The sequence below is a fragment of the Bacteroidia bacterium genome, assembly GCA_033391075.1.
In the GTDB taxonomy this organism is placed as follows: Bacteria; Bacteroidota; Bacteroidia; order J057; family J057; genus JAWPMV01.
Genome location: JAWPMV010000001.1, coordinates 2,892,002 through 2,910,421, shown reverse-complemented (window position 1 = coordinate 2,910,421; position 18,420 = coordinate 2,892,002). Strand labels below are relative to the sequence as shown.

Sequence of the window (18,420 nt, the reverse complement as noted above, 5' to 3'; positions counted from 1 at the left end):
CTGAGATATGTTTGGAAGAAAAAGAGATAATTCGGAGAAGAAAGAAAGGCCCAAAATGAGCTGGGCAAGTTTCAAGGAGGGCTTGAAAGCATTTGAATTTATCAAACCCTATAAATGGTACTTCATTGGGGGATTGATCATGTTATTCATCTCAAGCAATCTCTTTATGATCTTCCCTTTCCTGATGGGTGATCTGGTTGATACAGCTGAAGGAAGAGGGATGTTGGGACTGAGCTTAAGTGAAATAGGATGGTTTTTATTGATTGCTTTACCAATCCAGGGCTTGATCTCCTATTTTCGCGTTATTCTGTTTGCCATTGTGAGTGAGAAAGCGATTGCGGATATGCGCAAGTCGATGTATAAGAAGTTAATCTCTTTGCCAATTACCTTTTTTGAAGAAAATAAAACGGGGGATTTGATTAGCCGAATCACCGCAGATATCTCCAAGCTTTTTGGTATATTTTCAGTTACCCTGGCCGAATTTCTTCGCCAGATTCTGACCCTGATCGTCGGAATTTTATTCCTCGCTATTACCACCCCCAAATTATCCTTAATCATGATCCTTACCATACCGGTTGTGGTCGTGAGTGGATTCTTTTTTGGGCGATATATTCGGAAGTATTCTAAATCCCGCCAGGAAAAATTGGCGGATTCAAACTCCATGCTTTCTGAAACGGTGCAATCTATCAGTATCGTTAAAGCTTATGCAAATGAGTGGTTCGAAATCCGTCGCTATTACAAGTCTATTTGGGAAGTTGTTGGGATCGGATTAAAGTATGCCAATGCCAGAGCCCTTTTTGCAGTCTTTATCATCAGCATATTTTTCGGCGCAATATTCTTCATCATCTGGCAAGGAGCAATTATGGTTCAGGACGGAACCATTACCTCAGGTCAATTGATCTCTTTCGTTACCTATACCTTTATCATTGGAGGCTCAATCGCCAGTTTAGGAAATTTTACCACAGAACTTTTTGGCGCGGTAGGAGCTACAGAGCGAGTACGGGAAATACTTAACACAGATAATGAAGTTGAACTGGGAGAAGATATTCCGATCAATCCCATTTCCATAAAAGGAAAAATCAGCTTTGAACATGTACAATTCCGCTACCCGACCCGGACGGATATTCCGGTTCTGCAGGGAGTCGATTTAGATATTCAAAGTGGACAGAAAGTAGCCCTGGTAGGTCCCAGTGGTGTAGGGAAATCCACCATTATCCAACTTTTACTTCAGTTTTATCCCATTCAGCAAGGAGATATAAAAGTGGATGGTAAAAGCATTTACGATTACGATCTTCGTGAGTTGAGAAATAAAATGGCTTTGGTGCCCCAGGATGTGATCCTGTTTGGGGGAACGATCAAAGAAAATATTCTGTATGGAAGGGAAGAAGCTACAGAAGAAGAAGTGATAGAAGCAGCCAAAAAATCCAATAGCTGGGAGTTTATTGAAAACTTTCCGGAAGGACTGGATACCTTGGTTGGCGAAAGGGGAGTCAAACTCTCCGGCGGGCAAAGGCAACGTATAGCCATTGCACGTGCGATTCTGAAAGATCCGGCAATCTTATTGTTAGATGAGGCTACCAGCGCCCTGGATGCAGAATCTGAAAAAATCGTGCAGGATGCCCTGGAAAAACTCATGGAAGGCAGAACCTCTATCATCATAGCTCACAGACTCAGTACCATCAAGGATGTAGACTGTATTTTTGTTTTGGATGAAGGTAAGATTGTTGAAAAAGGTCGGCATGAGGAGCTCCTGAATCTCCAGGATGGTGCCTATTCAAAACAGGCACATCTCGCAGGATTGAACTAGGATTAGCAAGCTAGATAAGGTCAAAAATTGACGGGATTTTCATGGTGATTGTCCCTAGCTTTATGTTATTTGCGTATTAATTGAGAAAGTAGCCAATAAATTTAACTATTCGCTCAAAAAACACGTTAGTATAAATAAAAACAAACAGCCAGCAATTAGCTATATGACATACTCCAGATATTTTACAGAAGAGCACCAAATGTTCAGAGAAGGTTTTCGTGAGTTTCTGAAGAGAGAAGTGGTGCCTTATATAGAGGAATGGGAAAAGACAGGGACTATAGATCGTTTTATATGGGAAAAGTTTGGGGAAATGGGATACTTCGGTATCGCTTATCCTGAAGCCTATGGCGGATTGGGATTGGACCTTTTCTACACGGTTATTTTCCTCGAAGAATTACAACGCATCAATAGTGGAGGCTTTGCAGCTGCTATGTGGGCCCATGCCTACCTCGCTATGCAACACCTCAATGCGGAAGGGGATGAAAGAATTAAAAGAGAATATCTGACTCCCAGCATAGAAGGAAAGAAAATTGGTTGTCTCTGTATTACAGAGCCTTTCGCTGGATCAGACGTAGGCGGCATGAGAACAACTGCGGTGAAGGAAGGAGATGAATATGTGATCAATGGTTCAAAAACCTTTATCACAAACGGGGTATATAGCGATTATCTCGTTGTTTCTGCGAAAACTAATCCTGAGCTGGGCGGCAAAGGCATCAGTATGTTCCTGATCGACAGAGATACTCCGGGTGTATCTGCCACCAAACTGGAAAAACTGGGATGGAGAGCTTCTGATACAGGAGAGATTTCTTTCTCTGACGTCCGCATCCCGGTAGAGAACCTCATGGGAGAGGAAAACAAAGGCTTTCTTTACCTCATGCAACATCTAGCCTTAGAACGCCTCATCATGGCCATTAACGCCTCTGCAAGATCGGAGTTTGCCCTGGAGTATGCCCTGGGATATATGGAAGAAAGAAAAGCCTTTGGGAAAAGCATCAATCAGTTCCAGGTTCTGCGACACAGGGTAGCTGAAATGGCTAGCCAGATTGAAATGCATAAGCAATTCAACTACCATGTTACTGAGCGATTGAATGAGGGAGAATATGTGGTGAAAGAAGCTACCATGGCCAAACTCAATAGCACCAAAATGGCGGATGAAGTCATATATAAATGCCTGCAAATGCTGGGCGGCTATGGTTACATGGAAGAATATCCGATGGCCCGCTTGTTCAGAGATAGTCGTCTGGGACCCATAGGTGGAGGTACTTCTGAGATTCTTTGTGAGATCATTGCCAAAATGGTGATTGATGGCAAAGAGTATAATGCGCCTATTCCAAAGAAAATGGAGCCTATGAGCTAGTTAGTAGACAATAAAAGATAAATATTGGGGATGAAAAGTATTGAATTACTTTTCATCCCCAATTTGTTTTCCTGCTTAATCCCTCTAAATTAGAATAACAAGATCCTTAGGATAGCTATTAAGGATTCTGGAAAAACTATACCCATGAAACTACTACTTCATTCTCTGTTTTCTCTCTGCCTATTAACAGGGTTCTCACTTTGCACATTTTCTCAAAACCAAATCCTAAGTTCCGGAGGAGATATCACAGGTCCTGGAGGTAGCCAAAGCTTCTCATTAGGCCAGCTAGGGTATAATAGTTTGTCAGCCGGCGATTTCAGTATCATAGAAGGCCTACAGCAACCTAAAGAAATTTCAGTCCTTGTATCTGTCTGGTTTGAAGAAGAAGGAATTGAAATTTACCCTAATCCCGCCCGAAATTATATCAAGCTAATTTATCCCGATCTGGATCAGGAGCGAAAAATTAGTCTGTTTTCTATGAAAGGCGAAAAACTCAGAACTACAATAATTAAAGAGTCGGAAAACCTGATTGATATTAAAGATCTAAGTCCCGGTCTTTATTTTCTACTCATTCAAAGCAAGGATAAAGTCTTGCATGCACATCAAATTATCATTGAATAAGCCTATATCTAATTTTTCTATAGACCCAGCTTTTCACACATAACAACACACTAATGAAAAAAATACTTCTCTCTATATCATTGACTTTTATTTGCCTGGGGATATTTGCTCAGGCCCCTAATAAAATGAGTTATCAAGCCGTTATGCGAGATAATGCGGGAAACTTATTGGGCTCACAGGCAATTGGAATGAAAGTGAGTATCCTTCAAGGAAGTACTACAGGTACAGCCGTTTACGAAGAAAGCCATTTGCCTACGACCAATATAAATGGATTGTTAAGTATTGAAATCGGAGCGGGAACATTGATAAGTGGGGATTTCAATACAATTGATTGGGGAAATGGGCCATTTTTTCTACAAACGGAATCCGATCCGGCTGGAGGTACTAATTATACAATCAACGGATCTAGTCAGATGATCAGTACGCCTTATGCTCTTTATGCAAACAAAGCTGCCAGCTCAGATATCGCGACCCTAGCCAATCGTGCAACTACCGCCGGCCAGGCAGATGTAGCCCTTACGGTAAATAAGACCAATTATCAGCCTTATTTGGCTGTACATTATATTATTGCGTTGCAGGGAACTTTTCCAAGTAGGACGGGCAATGATCCAGGGACAACACTTTTGGGGGAAATAAAATTATTTGGTGGAAATTTTGCACCGGGAGGTTGGGCCTTTTGCGAAGGTCAGCTATTGCCCATCAATTCAAATCAGGCTTTATTTTCTCTATTGGGAACGATTTATGGAGGAGACGGTCGTACAACTTTCGGACTGCCGGATTTGAGAGGGAGAGTAATAGTTGGTCCAGGCTCAGGACCTGGATTACCCAGTACAAGCGTAGGGCAAATAGGGGGGCAAATTGACCATTAGGAAAAAATGCAAAAAGGGCGTCATAGAAATATGACGCCCTTTTTGATTGTAATTTTTACTACCTAAAAGCAGAAATCCCGGTAATATCCATACCTGTAATGAGCAGGTGAATATCGTGGGTTCCTTCATAGGTAATCACAGATTCAAGATTCATCATATGGCGCATCATAGAATAATCTCCCGTAATGCCCATGCCTCCTAAAATCTGACGGGATTCTCTGGCGATTTCCAAAGCTCCGGCAACATTGTTCCGCTTGGCCATAGAAATCTGCTGCGTAGTTGCTTTCCCTTCATTCATCAGTTGTCCCAAACGATAGGCAAGCAATTGCATTTTGGTGATCTCAGTTACCATTTCGGCAAGCTTCTTTTGCTGCAATTGATAGCCCGCAATCGGCTTATCAAACTGGATTCTTTCTTTCGCATACCTCAAAGCGGTATAATAACAATCCATAGCAGCTCCAATGGCTCCCCAACTGATGCCGTATCGAGCTTTATCCAGGCAACCTAAAGGACCTTTCAATCCAATTACATTAGGCAGAAGATTCTCTTTGGGAACTTTTACATTATCAAAGACCAACTCACCGGTATGTGAAGCTCTCAAGGACCATTTGTTATCAATTTTTGGCGTGGAAAGGCCTTCCATTCCTCTTTCCAAAATCAACCCTTGAACTCTTCCGTTTTCATTTTTTGCCCATACCACAGCGATATCTGCAAATGGGGAATTGGAAATCCAGGTTTTGGAACCATTCAGGAGGTAATGATCTCCCATATCTCGGAAATTGCTGAGCATTCCTCCGGGATTTGAACCATGATCCGGCTCTGTCAATCCAAAACATCCCATAAGTTCACCACTGGCGAGCTTGGGAAGGTACTTTTGTTTTTGCTCCTCTGATCCGTATTTGTAAATCGGATACATAACAAGGGAACCTTGTACAGAAGCCATAGATCTGATGCCTGAATCCACTCTTTCAATCTCCTGCATGATGAGACCATAAGAAATTTCATCCAGCCCAGGACATCCATAAGATTCTGGCAATGAAGGACCAAAAAAGCCTTGTGCACCCATTTCCTGTACCAAATGAGTCGGACATTCGTTATTCTGTGCCCAGTCATTGATAAAGGGAGATATGTGAGTGTTCATCCAATCGCGGGTGCTGTTCCGGATCAAAATATACTCTTCTGAGAGCAAGTCGTCGAGCATATAATAATCTGGAGCTTCGAAGGGATGAGCGGTCTTACTACTATTTTTTTCTTTGGCGATCATATTCACGTATCTTTGTTTCTCGGGAACCTCAAAGTTCGCACTTTTGGCGTTGATTCCCAAGACTGGTGTAAGGAGAAAAGATTTATGAGTAGAGCGAGAAAGATTCATTTCCTCCGGAAGCTAAAAAGTGTCCGCTATCTAAAAAGAACAGGTCTGGTGTTGCTGTATGTTGCGCTCCTGAGCCTGATCATGCCGCGTAATTTCAGATTACAGTACCAGTATCAGGTTGGCAAAAGTTGGGTGGAAGAAGATCTGCAGGCGGCTTATGACTATTCTATTTTTAAAGATCCGGATAGCCTGGAGTTCGAAAGGCAGATTATCGCTGCTGAGGTTCCGGATATTTATGTAAAAGAAAGTCGGGAACTGCAGGAGCAAAGGGTTTTTGAGAATCTCAATGCCTTTTTTGAAAAGGCAGAAATTTATCAAAACACCAATAAAAACTCTGGCAATCCTCAACGAATTCTGGATGAATTAAATACCTTATTTCCGGATCAGAAGCTTGCTGACCTAAATCCAATCATAACAGATACTGCCAAGCGGGCGGTATTCTGGAACCGAGCAAGTGAGCTGTCTAAAAAGCTTTATAATGAAGTATATATCCGGGACACTCGCCTGGATACTGCAGGCACTATAATTTCTTTGCGAACAGCGGCAGCAAGAGAAGACCAAATTTCAGTAAATCGAGTGCTGAAATCAGAAACAGAACTTCTTGCCAAAGTACAAGCTCAGGGTCTGGACTTGAGTAAGGGACAGGATCGATTGCTGGCTTCTGCTTTTTCCCTTTACCTGAACCCCAATTTCTATTTCGATGCTGACCTCACCCGTATCGCTAAAGAGGCCAGAAGTAAGCTGGTTTCGCCTACCAAAGGAATTGTAAGTAAAGGAGACCTCATTGTCAAAAAAGGAGAGCTTGTTGATAATGATATTGCCGAAAAAATAAGTTCACTTATCCGGGAAGAAGAAACCCGCTTTGGTAGCAAAAGTCGGGGCTGGCTGATCTTTGGACAGTTTATGGTTGTGGTCATGATCACCTCCATATTACTTGCTTTCCTTCAGATCAATCGCCCAAGAATCTATTTTGATTTGTCTAAACTGGGACTGGTACTTACGACTCTTTTCATTGTGGTGCTGACTATGGTGGTGAGTAGTAAATTAAATGTGATCACGGATCAGTTGACGGATTTATTGGGACCCAATCTAAATCTGACCTATATCTATATGGCTCCAGCCTGTGCGGTTGCTATATTTATGCTCAATTTCTTTGGTACCCGAACTGCTTATGTCAGCAATATTCTGGTTGCTCTTTATGGCGGAGTTCTTATACAGCAAAGCCTTGAATTTGTTTTTGTTCAGATCATAGCGGGTACTGTGGCGGTCTATAGCTTACGAAATTTGAGAGAAAGGGAAGAGTTTTTCTTTACCCTGGGATATATTCTGATCGCCTATACACTTTCCTATTTCGCTTTCAACCTCTTTAGCAAAGGAAGCTGGGCAGGTACCTCTCCTCAAACCATTTTGCTTTTCCTGATCAATGTGGTTTTTACGGTGATTGCCTATAACCTCATTTATATATTCGAGCAGTTATTCAAGCAAACTTCGGATATCACCTTCCTGGAATTACTGGATACCAATCATCCTTTATTGAAAGAACTTTCCCGAAAAGTACCGGGAACCTTTCAGCATAGCCTTCAGGTAGCTTCTATTGCGGAGGCTACTATAAATGAGATTGGGGGGAATGCGCTCCTCATTCATGTTGCCGCTTTATACCATGATATCGGTAAGCTCACCAATCACAAATACTTCATTGAGAATATGTCCGAGGAAGAAAAGAGAGCCAATCCTCATGACAAGATCAATTGTAAAGAAAGCGCACGTATCATTATTGGGCATGTTACCGAAGGCATACGGATCGCAAAGGAAAACCACCTGCCAAAAGAAATCATCCAATTTATAGAATCGCATCATGGCACAACCCGGGTAGAGTTTTTCTATCGACAGTTTCTGGAAGAAGAAAGATGCAAGGAACCTGAAGGAGAAGAAATGTTCCGCTATCCCGGCCCTTTACCAACCAGTAAAGAGATGGCTGTTCTTATGATTGCCGATTCTATAGAAGCTGCTTCCCGATCGATTCCGGACCCTACTCCTGAAAAACTAGAGCAGTTGGTCAATACCATCATCGACTATAAGATCAAATTCAATCAGTTGGATAATTCAAACCTGACCTTCAAGGATTTGAAGATTATCAGAGAAGTTTGTTTGAGACAGTTGTTGAGTATTTACCATGCCCGGATCAAATATCCTGAGCAACAGCCGTATTAAGGTGATTGAATATTTTCTTTCCATATCCTGAGATTACTTTTCATTTTCTCCCAGGAGATGCGATTCATGGCCGTCTTTTTTGTCAGCTTTTTAAAAGCTCTTTCGTCTATTTCTTCCCAATCTTCCGCCGTCCAGGTCTGATAACCTTTGGGGCTAAATTCTTCGCCTTCATGCACTTTTGAAAATCTATTCCAGGGACAGACTTCCTGACAGATATCACAACCATACATCCAGCCTTCCATTTTGTCCTGGTATTCGCTATCAGTTTCTTCTCTCAACTCTATGGTCAGATATGAGATGCATTTATTGGCGTCGATTTGATAAGGACTCAGAGCTTCTGTAGGACAAGCATCTATACAGCGCGTGCAGGTTCCACAATAGTCTTTTATCGGTCCATCATATTCCAGTTCCAAATCCAAAATGATTTCTCCTATAAAAAACCAGGAGCCTTTCTGCGGACTGATCAAATTGGTGTGCTTGCCAATCCAACCCAGACCGGAACGTTTTGCCCAGGCTTTATCCAGTACGGGAGCAGAATCAACAAAAACCCGTCCGGGAATTTCAGCATCCATCCAATTATGAATTTGTTTGAAAAGTTCATAAAGTTTCCTTTTCAGTACTTTATGATAATCTTCTCCCCAGGCATAACGGGAGATCTTGGGAACACCTTTTTGAAAATTTGGTGCTTTGGGATAATAGTTGTGGATGACGCTAATTACAGATTTTGCGCCGGGTACCAATAATCTGGGATCCAGTCTTTTATCGAAATAGTTCTCCATATACTGCATTTTTCCATTCAGATTGCCCTTCAACCATTTTTCGAGATCAGAGGCTTCTTCTTCCAGAAATTCAGCTTTGGAGATTCCCAGCATATCAAAACCCAGTTCTTCACCGAACTTTTTAATTTGAAAACTGAGTTTTTTTCTATCCATGTAATAAAAATTGCGTAGGCGGTACTGGAATTCAATCTACAAATATATACTTTAGGGCATCAAATCAATGAAAACAGGGTATGTTAAAGGGTAAAAGGTTTTTCTTACTGCTCCTTCTCGCTTGCTTCCTCTCACATCCATTATTTGGGCAAGAAAAAGAATTTGATTTTCCCCCTGGAAAAAAAGGCGTGGAAGAAATGCTTCAATTTATCTTGACAGCATCAAATAAGGAAAGGAAAGCCCTCTCTGCCTGGTTGCGCCCCGATCTAACAGACTGTGAAGCTGTCTTTGATGAACGAATCGCAAGTCGGGTATATAAATACCAAAGAAGATTGAAACGCGAAGTAAACCTGGTCATTCGCCCCCTATTAAAAGATCAGACCGAATATGTTTTCTGGGGCGCAAATCAGGAAGCAATTTCAAACTACACCAGTTCAGATGCCCGCAACTTTCCCGGTGGTTATCGGGAACTGGCCGACTATATGAATCCCAATTTTGAATTTTACAGATTCAAATTCATCCAGCCTGGAAGGAAATTGGGCAGCGCCTATGATGTGCTGGTTTATGTAAATAATAAATGGTGCATTATACACCGACCCTGGGTAGTGATACTGCATTAGGGGAGGAAAGTGTTCTTGTGTTCTGGTGTTTTGATTGGGGAGTTGATTTCGGATATGAACCACAGTAATAACCACAACACTTCAACACTACAACACTACAACACTAAAACACATTTTTCCCCAACCTCCATAGGGGATATCCTCCATCCCTCTGTCTTTATCTCAAAATCGAGATATGAGATACCTATTATTCCTTGTATCCCTAAGCTTTAGTTTACAGATACATGCACAAAAAGGCCCGGCAAATTCATTTGCATTGGGTTATTATTCGGCCTACGGCTATCAGCCGGGTTTAATCATAAAGGCTGAAAGAAGCTATTTTAGAAGCACAGGAGTCAATTACGGCAAGAAATCAAAGAAAATTCATCCCTTCCTTTCCCTGGAACTGGGGACTTATGCTCATTTCCAAAACAACCTCTACCTGAATACCAGCTTTTCGGCTGGATTGCGAAGAAGCGGAAAAAAGGGAAAATCTATTAGCCTTTTTGCCAGTATGGGGCTTATGCGCACCCAACACCTGATCAGTACCTACCAATTGGATGAAAGTGGCAATCTGAATACAGTTAGAGGAGCTGGGAATTGGTCAGCACTGCCTGGCTTTGGCTTAGGAATCGGTGGTCCTTCTCCGGTCAATAGAGAAAAGCGGCTGATTCCCTATGCAACATTCCGCACCCAGGTACAAATGCCCTATAATGACAGTTTTTTGCTGCACCCTATGCTTGAATTGGGCTTCTATTTCAACAAATAAATCGAGAAAATCATGAACGTAAATCGAATATATAAAGGAGTCATATTCCTACTTGTTAGCCTTAGTTTTTTTGCTTGCAATGAAGTGATTGAACCGGATACAGACGAACGTTTTTTCTTTCGCCATAAAGGAGCTGATCTGGCTATCCAGGTAGATGGGAATATTTCGAGTGATGTATTTGTTCTACTCTTGCATGGAGGTCCGGGAGGGAGTGGGCACGAATACAATACTGGAATTTATTCAGAGCTTTTGGAAGAGAAATATGCCATGGTGTATTTAGATCAAAGAGGGCAGGGGGCATCCCAGGGATCTTATGATAGTGGGGAGTTGAGCCTGCAACTTTTTTCGGATGATATAGCAGCCGTTGCTCAGATGTTGAAGAAAAAATATGGAGAGAATATCAGTTTGTTTCTGGCAGGACATAGTTGGGGTGGTTTGACGGGAAGCCATGCTTTAGTCAATACCGATGTACAGGCAAATTTGAAAGGATGGATGGAATGGGATGGTGCGCATGATATTCCTTTGCTAAATCGCTATGCCATTAGCATGTTTCATAAATACGCCAAAGAAGAAATTGAAAAGGGAAATTTTGTGTCGGAATGGCAGGAAATTCTGGACTTTGTAGAAGGAATAGATAGCCTGAATGTGAGTATGGAAGATGGAGGCCAGATCAATTCCTTTGGCTTTGATGCCGAATCATATTTAGTACAAGGATCAGATTCCGGGGCAACAGAAAATCCCAGAAAATGGGCCTTTTTGAGTTCACCTATTGCTCCGGCAGCTATGTTGAGTGGAAATATTACCGCTGGGGGAATTCAGGCAGAAACTGAAGCGGCAAGCTTAACTTCAGAATTGGGGAAAATTCAAATTCCTTCCCTTTTCCTCTCTGGTAAATATGACTTTGTGGTGCCTCCACGTTTGGCACAATCCGCTTTTGAAAGAGTAGGTACTACGGAAAAGGAGATTCATATTCTCAATAATTCGGGTCATAGTCCTATGGATACGGAAGCGATTGCTTTTGTGCAGCTTGTTTCCTCATTCATAGAAAAGTATAAGTAGATCTTTTTCGGGGAAATGTCTTGTGAATAGCAAGTAAGGGATGTATCATGGCTTAGCTTTGACCCAAAATATTCACACGCATTTTATGAAATCTCTGAAACTGAGCTTTGAAAATAGAAATGGTCTGCAGCTTTCAGCCAGCCTTGACCTTCCCTTAGGCGAAAAACCTAAAGCCTATGCAGTATTTGCTCATTGTTTTACTTGTGGCAAAAACCTGAGAGGAGAAAGAAATATAAGCCTGGCATTAACTCAGGAGGGCTTTGCTGTTTTTCGTTTTGATTTTACCGGTTTGGGGCAAAGTGAAGGAGAGTTTTATAAAACCAATTTTTCCAGTAATGTTAAAGACCTGGAAGATGCGGCAAGCTTTCTGGCGAAAAATTATGAAGCCCCTCAACTGATCATTGGACATTCTTTGGGAGGAGCAGCTTCTTTAATGGCTGCCAGTAGATTGGATTTTGTAAAAGCTGTTGCAACGGTAGGAGCGCCTGCTGAACCTGCCCATGTGGCTCATCTTTTTCAAGCCATTGAAGATAGAATTAGCCAGGAGGGAGAAGCACAAGTCCATATTGGGGGCAGACCCTTCTTAATTCAAAGACATTTCCTCGAAGATATCCAGCAAACGGATTTGGGAAGCGTGATCAAAAGTTTGAGAAAGCCTCTACTGGTCATGCATTCACCTCAGGATACAGTAGTAGGGATCGAAAATGCGCAGAAGATTTATTCGCAGGCCTGGCATCCCAAAAGCTTTGTTTCTTTAGATGGCGCAGATCATTTGTTGTTGAAAAAGGAAGATTCCCTTTATACAGGGAAAACCATTGCTGCATGGGCTGCCAGATATATTGATCTGGAGGAGAAAGAACCCTTATTAACTAATAAGCAAGCAGCTGTCAGAACAGGGCCGATAGGCTATACTACGGAAGTTCGAACCGGGAAACATAGTTTTATAGCGGATGAGCCAGCAAGTGTAGGAGGAGCTGACCTTGGGCCTTCTCCCTATGATCTCTTAGTAGCTGCCTTAGGGACCTGTACAAGTATGACATTGCGAATGTATGCAGATCGCAAGGGCTGGGATTTGCAAGAGGTACGTGTTCACCTGCAACATAGCAAGGAGCATTGCCAGGATTGTGGGGATTCAGAAAATCCCAAAAGTAAGATCGATACGATTGAAAGAGTCCTGGAACTGGAAGGAGATTTGGATGAAAAGCAAAGGGCTCGTTTAGTTGAAATTGCAGATCGTTGTCCGGTTCATCGAACACTTCATTCTGAAATCAAAGTCAATACAACTTTGGCAGGTTAGTCTGTTACTTTTCTGAGATTTTGTTAGATTTCCTTTATGGAAACTACTAGCAAGACTGCATGTGCCAATTGTAGTACCCATTTGAATGGTCCTGTATGTCATAATTGCGGACAAAAACATATTCGTAGCAGATGGACCCTTTCTTTATTGGTAGAGCAATTTTTTAGCCAGCTGACCAATATAGAATCAGGATTCATTTATACCCTTCAAAGCCTTCTAGGCAAGCCCGGAGAGCTTATCAATGATTATTGGAGAGGCCGGACCAAAATCTATTACAATCCATTTCGATTTCTAATTATCCTCCTGGGATTCAACCTGCTTGTGGGCTTTCTTATTGGGATCGATGACCTGATGCAAGCAACTTTCCAGCCCGAGGAACTGGAAGCGCAAATGGGGAGTAGCAATGTGAGTGAGGCCGATATGAAATTTGATAGCTGGCTTAATGTCCTGGTACTCCTATTATTGCCTGTCAATGCACTTAGTAGTCGATGGCTATTTGGAAAGGCCGGAAAAAACTACGGAGAGCACCTTATAGTGAATGCCTACTGTATGGGACAGCAGGCATTCCTCAGTTCAATTTTTATGGTGATTGCTTATGTCTTTCCTGTACTTTTTCTCGCTTTTCTTCCGACAAACTTTATCCTGGGTTTTGTATACAATGGCTACGTATTTTCTCAGACTTTTGGAGAGGGAAAGCTAAAGACGTATGCCAAAGCATTGGTACAAGGGATCATCGGAATCCTGGTTTTCCTGGCGCTGGTGGTGATATTCTCTTTTCTTGCCTTATTCTTTACCCTAAAAGCCTAGCTTAGTGCTGAATGACCAATTTCTGGTTATTGGCTATTTCTCCATTGCTAAGTCTGAGATTATAAACCCCAGGCGAAAGATGTCTCAGGTTGAAAATGAGTCTATGGATGCCCGGGACTCTTTGTCCACTAAAAAGCCTTTCGACCAGTTTTCCCTGTATATCGAATATCTCGCCTTGAATATTTTCACTGCTATCCAGTTCGAAATTTAGATTCAATAGATTGCTTACAGGATTGGGATATACTTGAAGGGAAAAGGCTTCCAGGTCATCCACATTGACAAAGGTCTCAATTAGACTTCTTTGAAAGGCACCATTTCCATGAGTGGCCGCCCTTAATTTTCGATTGCTGGGCGAGATTTTTAAATCAAATATCATGGTCGCATCAAACAATCCCTCCATATAAGGCTCCCAGCTATTGCCAGCATTAGTTGATACGAATACCCCCAAATCATTTCCCACATAGATATGGGCTGGGAAAAGGGGATCAACTTCAATGGCATTTGCAGGTACGTCAGGCAAGTTTCCGCTGATGTCATTCCAGTTTTGTCCATAATCAGTCGTTTTGAAAACATGCCCTGTACCAAAGCCCGAAAAGGCGATATAGGCGGTGGCATCATCGGTGGGATCTACCCGTATATCCATAGGAAATCTATCTGGCAGATTTGCTGTAACATCCGTCCAGCTTGCTCCATCATTTTGAGTTACATAGACATTTCCTCGACTTCCACCAAAGAGGCTGGTAGGGGCAGATGCAGCATAAACAACACTGCTACTTTGGGTAGATACATCCAGGCTCAGAATGGGATTTACAACTTGAGGGAAATTCGATGTCGAAGTTGCCGACCAATTTACTCCTCCATTTTCACTTCTATAAACTCTTCCTCTTCCTGCATATACAACATTGGGATTGCTGGGAGCAATAACAAAAGGGGCGATAAAGGAAGTATTTTCATTGTCGACGGGAGGTGCAACATAATCAAAATTGTCAGAACGGTCTGGCGAACGGAACATATTGAGGTTCTGGTAAGATATGTAGTTGATCTGGTCATTACTTTGGTTGATTGCAGTCCAGGAACCATCTCCTCCAAATACCCTTCGCCAACGAGGAGTTCCCGTCCATTGAATAGTTCCATTATCCTGAAGACCTCCTAAACTATAAACAGAATCCTGCCAGGAATTGGAGAAACCATTGTAAAACTGTACCGTTTGGTAACCCCCATTTATGGATTGAAAGCTCTGTCCTCCATTTGTCGTTCTATGAATACCTCCATCATTAGCTACATACCAAACATTGGTATCTACAGGATGGTAGATGACGTCATGGGCATCTGAGTGAACCTGGTCTCCGGGAGCATCCGGGCCTCCAATTGGAGGATTTGAAAAGCCAACTCCCCCTCGGGTAAGTGAATCTAAAAAGGCACCAGAATTATTGGATTTCCAAACAGTGATTCCAACAATCGCCAGTTTATTCTCATCTAATGGATTGACCGCCAAATCATGGGCAAACCATCCCTGCCAAAGAGAATAATCTTTGGTTCCGGTAATGTTCCATTGATTTCCAAAGTCAGTGGATTTGCAAATCCAGGAAGCTCCATCACTAAAGCCAAAACCATTTCCAATACTGGCATATACTGTCTCAGGATTTGAAGGGGCATATTCCAGTTGAATTTTGCCTGAAAAATTAGGCGGTAAACCACTAGTCAGCTGTACCCAATTGTTTCCGCCATTGATACTCTTATAAATACCAAAGCCGGGAGATTGAAAATTCCCACAGCCGGCCAGGACAAGTTCATCATTATCTGGATGAATGATTAAAGAATTAGCCATTAACACATTGAGAACCTGACTCCAGTTTTGACCTGCATCGGTACTTTTGTATACCCCTTTTGTTGTGGCTGCATAAACGATATTAGGATTTTGCTGAGAAATCTTGATGTCCCAAATTCCTTCATTCTGTTGGTAGCTCCAATCAAGGCTCATACTCCAGCTATTCCCACCATCTGTGGATTTTAGTATGCCCATGCCATAACTTCCTCGAGTAGATCTATAAGCTGCCCCGGTACCTGCTGCCTCATAGTTATAGACTTCTCCTGTGCCAATGTATAGGGTCATGGAGTCTTCGGGATTGAAGGTAATAGCGGAAACCCCCAGGACTGGAAAACCAGTGGGGACATATTCCCATGCAGCTTCTCCCACTCCTCCGGTAGTGCTTTTCCATAAACCTCCACTGGCTGAACCTGCAAAAAGGGTGTTGGGGTTTTGAGGATTGAATACCATTTTGAGCGTCCTTCCTGAAATATTTAGCGGACCTAAAGCCTCCCAGGGAGCTACGTCAAAATTCTTGGTCCGATTGGAAGGGTCTTTTTGTAAGCGAGCCCAGGCATCAAAGTGGGCCTTTGCCGGTAAACGCGTATCCGGATAGGTTCTGGACATTCCAAAGAAATCAAGTGCCTGATAGGCTCCTGATACCTTTTTGTCTACTTTTTCATTGGGGAATTGTTGCTCTGGGTAAGCTAAATAGATGCATAGCGCGAATCCAGCGACAAGCGCAAGCAGAGATAGTGCTTTGGACATGATCGTTTTGTTAGGTTAGAAGTACACCTATAGGTGTAGTAAGAACCTAATCATCCTATCATTGCGCTATCTTTTTACGAAATCTGCTTTGTATTCAAAGGCATCCTCATCCGTGATGATGGCTTGATAGTTACCACTTTCCAGGCTGCTAATGTTTAACTGTATGCCTCTACCGGCTTCAAGCTCCATGAAGCCATAAGTTTTTACCGCATCTCCTGCCTCATCCCTGATGGCTACTCTTACTCTCTGAGTTTTATCTATATCCAGGAGTATGTGAAGTCGATCGCTAACAGAAGAGTTTTTAATTCTCATGAACGGGACATCCGGACTGTTAGCTAAACGGGCGACAGCTGCAGATCGAAGTTTAAAATTACCGATGGAAGACCAGGGACCTGTAGAGCTATTGAAATGAGCTTTAACTCTATAGATATATCTCAGGCCCGGGCGGACATTTGGGATTTGGATTTGGGTACTGCTAACCAATTGAGAGCGGATACCCTTTCGGCCCGCTATTTTGTATTGTACTTTATAACTGACAGCTCCATTTACGGGAGCCCAGCTAATTTTTACCTGACTATTTCCTATTTGTTGACTTCCCAGTCCTTTAGGAGCTTTGGATGCTGTAGGAGTGCCAATGTCGCAACCTTCTGTTTTGAAAATATAAGAAGGGGAGAAGCTACTCTTTTTACTTCCCATTACACTGGCCAATTGGAACTCATATTCGGTACAGGATCTTAGACCTGTCGCATTTACGTAGGTTTTTTCAAACTTTCTTGGGGTCCATTTGCTGTTTCCCTTTCTTCGCATCCTTGCCAGATATTCATCGGCAAGATCAACTTCTGTCCAGCTCAGAAAAGCGGAACTTTTGCTGACATCTGCTACATTCAATTCATCCGGGAAATCCAGGCTTACGACTGGAGCTTCAGGCAGAACTTCTGGCTGCTTGTCTATTGCCTTTGAGTTCATGAGTGAATGTCTCTGACCTCCAAGGGCAAAGAGTGCACGCATTCTGTCTGCCTGGCCTTTGGTAAAAAGATTCATACAGACATCATCGGTATAATCCATGAAGTTTTGGGTCATGTTTACCGATCCACAAGAAGAATGTCCGAAGGAGCAACCTTGATTCGGGGCATCTGCTGCTGGCGTATCTGAAACATGATCATCCACTCCACAAGGACCGTCGCCCCAGATGTGTCTGAGGTTTAACCAGTGTCCTACTTCATGTGTGGTAGTTCTGCCGAGGTTGAAAGGAGCCTTTAAGTTTCCTATAGTACCAAAAAACTTATATCCAATAACTACTCCATCTGTTTCTGAAGGGCCTCCGGGAAATTGACTATATCCAAGGATACCCAATCCCAGGTTACAAACCCAGATGTTGAGATATTGGTCAGTGGGCCAGGGATCAACGCCGCCCATGGCCTCATACTTTACGTCATTATCATTGGTATAAAAGGAAGCTTTATAGGTTTTCTTTCGGGTGATGCCCGAAGTTGGATTTCCTTGAGGATCTCTATCTGCGAGCTGAAAGCGGATGCCGGTACTGGCAGCTACCGAACGGAAAATGGCAGGGGTCTGATCTCTATCCGTGTTCCGTCTTTGAAAGTCGTCATTTAGGACTTTTAACTGAGATTTGATTTGTGCATCGCTGATGTTTTGTTCCTGGTTTAAATACACTACATGAACAACAACAGGAATTACGATTTCACCCTGAACCCTTGCGATGCTGGATTTTACATTTTCCTTGGTTTGATCTTCAACTGCCCGAAGCCTGTACCTGAGGTTAGGATTGGACTTCATCATGTTGTCCATATACTCACTGGTGCCACAGGTTCGTTGAGCCTGCACAGGAGAAAATGAAAATATACTAATAGCTAAAAGCAGCAAGAAACTGCAGATCCCGGACCCTCGGTGCTTGGAACAATGGTAAAGTATCATGGCAAAGGTTTATGTAGCGATGATTCCAAAGACTAAACAAACGGCTCGCATACATTAAGGCAATGCTTGTTTTATGTATGCAAAAATTCAGGGTATATATAAATCTATAGGCCGGGATTTTTAAGGTTTGTAAATCTTAGAAACACTTTGTTTCTAAGGACGACATTTTTAGTAAAGAGTTGCAGAATCTTCCTTTACCATTTCCGAAAA

13 protein-coding genes and 1 pseudogene are annotated in these 18,420 nt (G+C 42.5%); 10 read left to right on the top strand and 4 right to left on the bottom strand.

The window, feature by feature from the left end; genetic code table 11:
- Positions 1-7 precede the first annotated feature (7 nt).
- The 4 genes and pseudogenes from R8P61_11765 (at position 8) to R8P61_11750 (ending at position 4,639) form a co-directional block, all read left to right on the top strand.
- A complete protein-coding gene (locus R8P61_11765; protein ID MDW3647735.1) occupies positions 8-1,807 on the top strand; it encodes an ABC transporter transmembrane domain-containing protein in 1,800 nt (599 codons plus the stop codon).
- A 163-nt stretch (positions 1,808-1,970) separates the two neighbouring features.
- Entirely contained in the window at positions 1,971-3,164 is a 1,194-nt protein-coding gene (locus tag R8P61_11760) for an acyl-CoA dehydrogenase family protein (GenBank protein MDW3647734.1), read from the top strand.
- 144 nt (positions 3,165-3,308) lie between these two features.
- A complete protein-coding gene (locus tag R8P61_11755; GenBank protein MDW3647733.1) occupies positions 3,309-3,785 on the top strand; it encodes a T9SS type A sorting domain-containing protein in 477 nt (158 codons plus the stop codon).
- 623 nt (positions 3,786-4,408) lie between these two features.
- Positions 4,409-4,639: pseudogene (locus R8P61_11750) on the top strand (tail fiber protein).
- Between the two features lie 73 nt (positions 4,640-4,712).
- On the opposite strand, the gene R8P61_11745 reads toward R8P61_11750, so the two are convergent.
- On the bottom strand, positions 4,713-5,918 hold the full coding sequence (locus R8P61_11745; protein ID MDW3647732.1) for an acyl-CoA dehydrogenase family protein: 1,206 nt from the start codon (positions 5,916-5,918) through the stop codon (positions 4,713-4,715).
- An 84-nt stretch (positions 5,919-6,002) separates the two neighbouring features.
- Between R8P61_11745 and R8P61_11740 the strand changes: the two genes are divergently transcribed.
- On the top strand, positions 6,003-8,237 hold the full coding sequence (locus R8P61_11740) for an HDIG domain-containing protein (GenBank protein MDW3647731.1): 2,235 nt from the start codon (positions 6,003-6,005) through the stop codon (positions 8,235-8,237).
- On the opposite strand, the gene queG is transcribed toward R8P61_11740, so the two are convergent.
- Complete coding sequence (gene queG, locus R8P61_11735; protein MDW3647730.1) at positions 8,234-9,169, bottom strand: tRNA epoxyqueuosine(34) reductase QueG; 936 nt, start codon at positions 9,167-9,169, stop codon at positions 8,234-8,236. The two genes, R8P61_11740 and queG, sit on opposite strands and share 4 nt — an antisense overlap.
- Before the next feature lie 197 nt (positions 9,170-9,366).
- Here queG and R8P61_11730 point away from each other — a divergent pair, with 197 nt between their 5' ends.
- From R8P61_11730 to R8P61_11710, 5 genes are all read left to right on the top strand, one after another.
- Positions 9,367-9,789, top strand: a complete 423-nt coding sequence (locus R8P61_11730) for a hypothetical protein (GenBank protein ID MDW3647729.1) — start codon at positions 9,367-9,369, stop codon at positions 9,787-9,789.
- A 175-nt stretch (positions 9,790-9,964) separates the two neighbouring features.
- A complete protein-coding gene (locus R8P61_11725; protein ID MDW3647728.1) occupies positions 9,965-10,537 on the top strand; it encodes a hypothetical protein in 573 nt (190 codons plus the stop codon).
- A gap of 12 nt (positions 10,538-10,549) precedes the next feature.
- Positions 10,550-11,596, top strand: coding sequence for an alpha/beta hydrolase (locus tag R8P61_11720; GenBank protein ID MDW3647727.1), 1,047 nt, complete (start codon positions 10,550-10,552; stop codon positions 11,594-11,596).
- Between the two features lie 85 nt (positions 11,597-11,681).
- The gene (locus R8P61_11715) at positions 11,682-12,893 is read left to right on the top strand and encodes an alpha/beta fold hydrolase (protein ID MDW3647726.1); all 1,212 of its coding nucleotides are present in this window, start codon (positions 11,682-11,684) and stop codon (positions 12,891-12,893) included.
- 36 nt (positions 12,894-12,929) lie between these two features.
- Positions 12,930-13,700: a DUF3667 domain-containing protein gene (locus R8P61_11710; GenBank protein ID MDW3647725.1), complete on the top strand. Its 771-nt coding sequence runs from the start codon at positions 12,930-12,932 to the stop codon at positions 13,698-13,700.
- Position 13,701: 1 nt separating this feature from the next.
- On the opposite strand, the gene R8P61_11705 is transcribed toward R8P61_11710, so the two are convergent.
- Positions 13,702-16,275 (bottom strand): T9SS type A sorting domain-containing protein, encoded by a 2,574-nt coding sequence (locus R8P61_11705; protein ID MDW3647724.1) that lies wholly within the window; start codon positions 16,273-16,275, stop codon positions 13,702-13,704.
- Between the two features lie 66 nt (positions 16,276-16,341).
- Positions 16,342-18,075 carry a M43 family zinc metalloprotease gene (locus R8P61_11700; GenBank protein ID MDW3647723.1) on the bottom strand — a complete coding sequence of 578 codons (1,734 nt, stop codon included), beginning with the start codon at positions 18,073-18,075 and terminating at the stop codon, positions 16,342-16,344.
- Between the last annotated feature and the right edge of the window lie 345 nt (positions 18,076-18,420).

Coding starts and splice junctions, on each gene's coding strand:
- R8P61_11720 (MDW3647727.1), top strand. CDS start 10,550: ATGAACGTAAATCGAATATATAAAGGAGTCATATTCCTACTTGTTAGC.
- R8P61_11700 (MDW3647723.1), bottom strand. CDS start 18,075: ATGATGAAGTCCAATCCTAACCTCAGGTACAGGCTTCGGGCAGTTGAA.
- R8P61_11765 (MDW3647735.1), top strand. CDS start 8: ATGTTTGGAAGAAAAAGAGATAATTCGGAGAAGAAAGAAAGGCCCAAA.
- R8P61_11705 (MDW3647724.1), bottom strand. CDS start 16,275: ATGTCCAAAGCACTATCTCTGCTTGCGCTTGTCGCTGGATTCGCGCTA.
- R8P61_11725 (MDW3647728.1), top strand. CDS start 9,965: ATGAGATACCTATTATTCCTTGTATCCCTAAGCTTTAGTTTACAGATA.
- R8P61_11760 (MDW3647734.1), top strand. CDS start 1,971: ATGACATACTCCAGATATTTTACAGAAGAGCACCAAATGTTCAGAGAA.
- queG (MDW3647730.1), bottom strand. CDS start 9,169: ATGGATAGAAAAAAACTCAGTTTTCAAATTAAAAAGTTCGGTGAAGAA.
- R8P61_11715 (MDW3647726.1), top strand. CDS start 11,682: ATGAAATCTCTGAAACTGAGCTTTGAAAATAGAAATGGTCTGCAGCTT.
- R8P61_11740 (MDW3647731.1), top strand. CDS start 6,003: ATGAGTAGAGCGAGAAAGATTCATTTCCTCCGGAAGCTAAAAAGTGTC.
- R8P61_11745 (MDW3647732.1), bottom strand. CDS start 5,918: ATGATCGCCAAAGAAAAAAATAGTAGTAAGACCGCTCATCCCTTCGAA.
- R8P61_11710 (MDW3647725.1), top strand. CDS start 12,930: ATGGAAACTACTAGCAAGACTGCATGTGCCAATTGTAGTACCCATTTG.
- R8P61_11755 (MDW3647733.1), top strand. CDS start 3,309: ATGAAACTACTACTTCATTCTCTGTTTTCTCTCTGCCTATTAACAGGG.
- R8P61_11730 (MDW3647729.1), top strand. CDS start 9,367: ATGCTTCAATTTATCTTGACAGCATCAAATAAGGAAAGGAAAGCCCTC.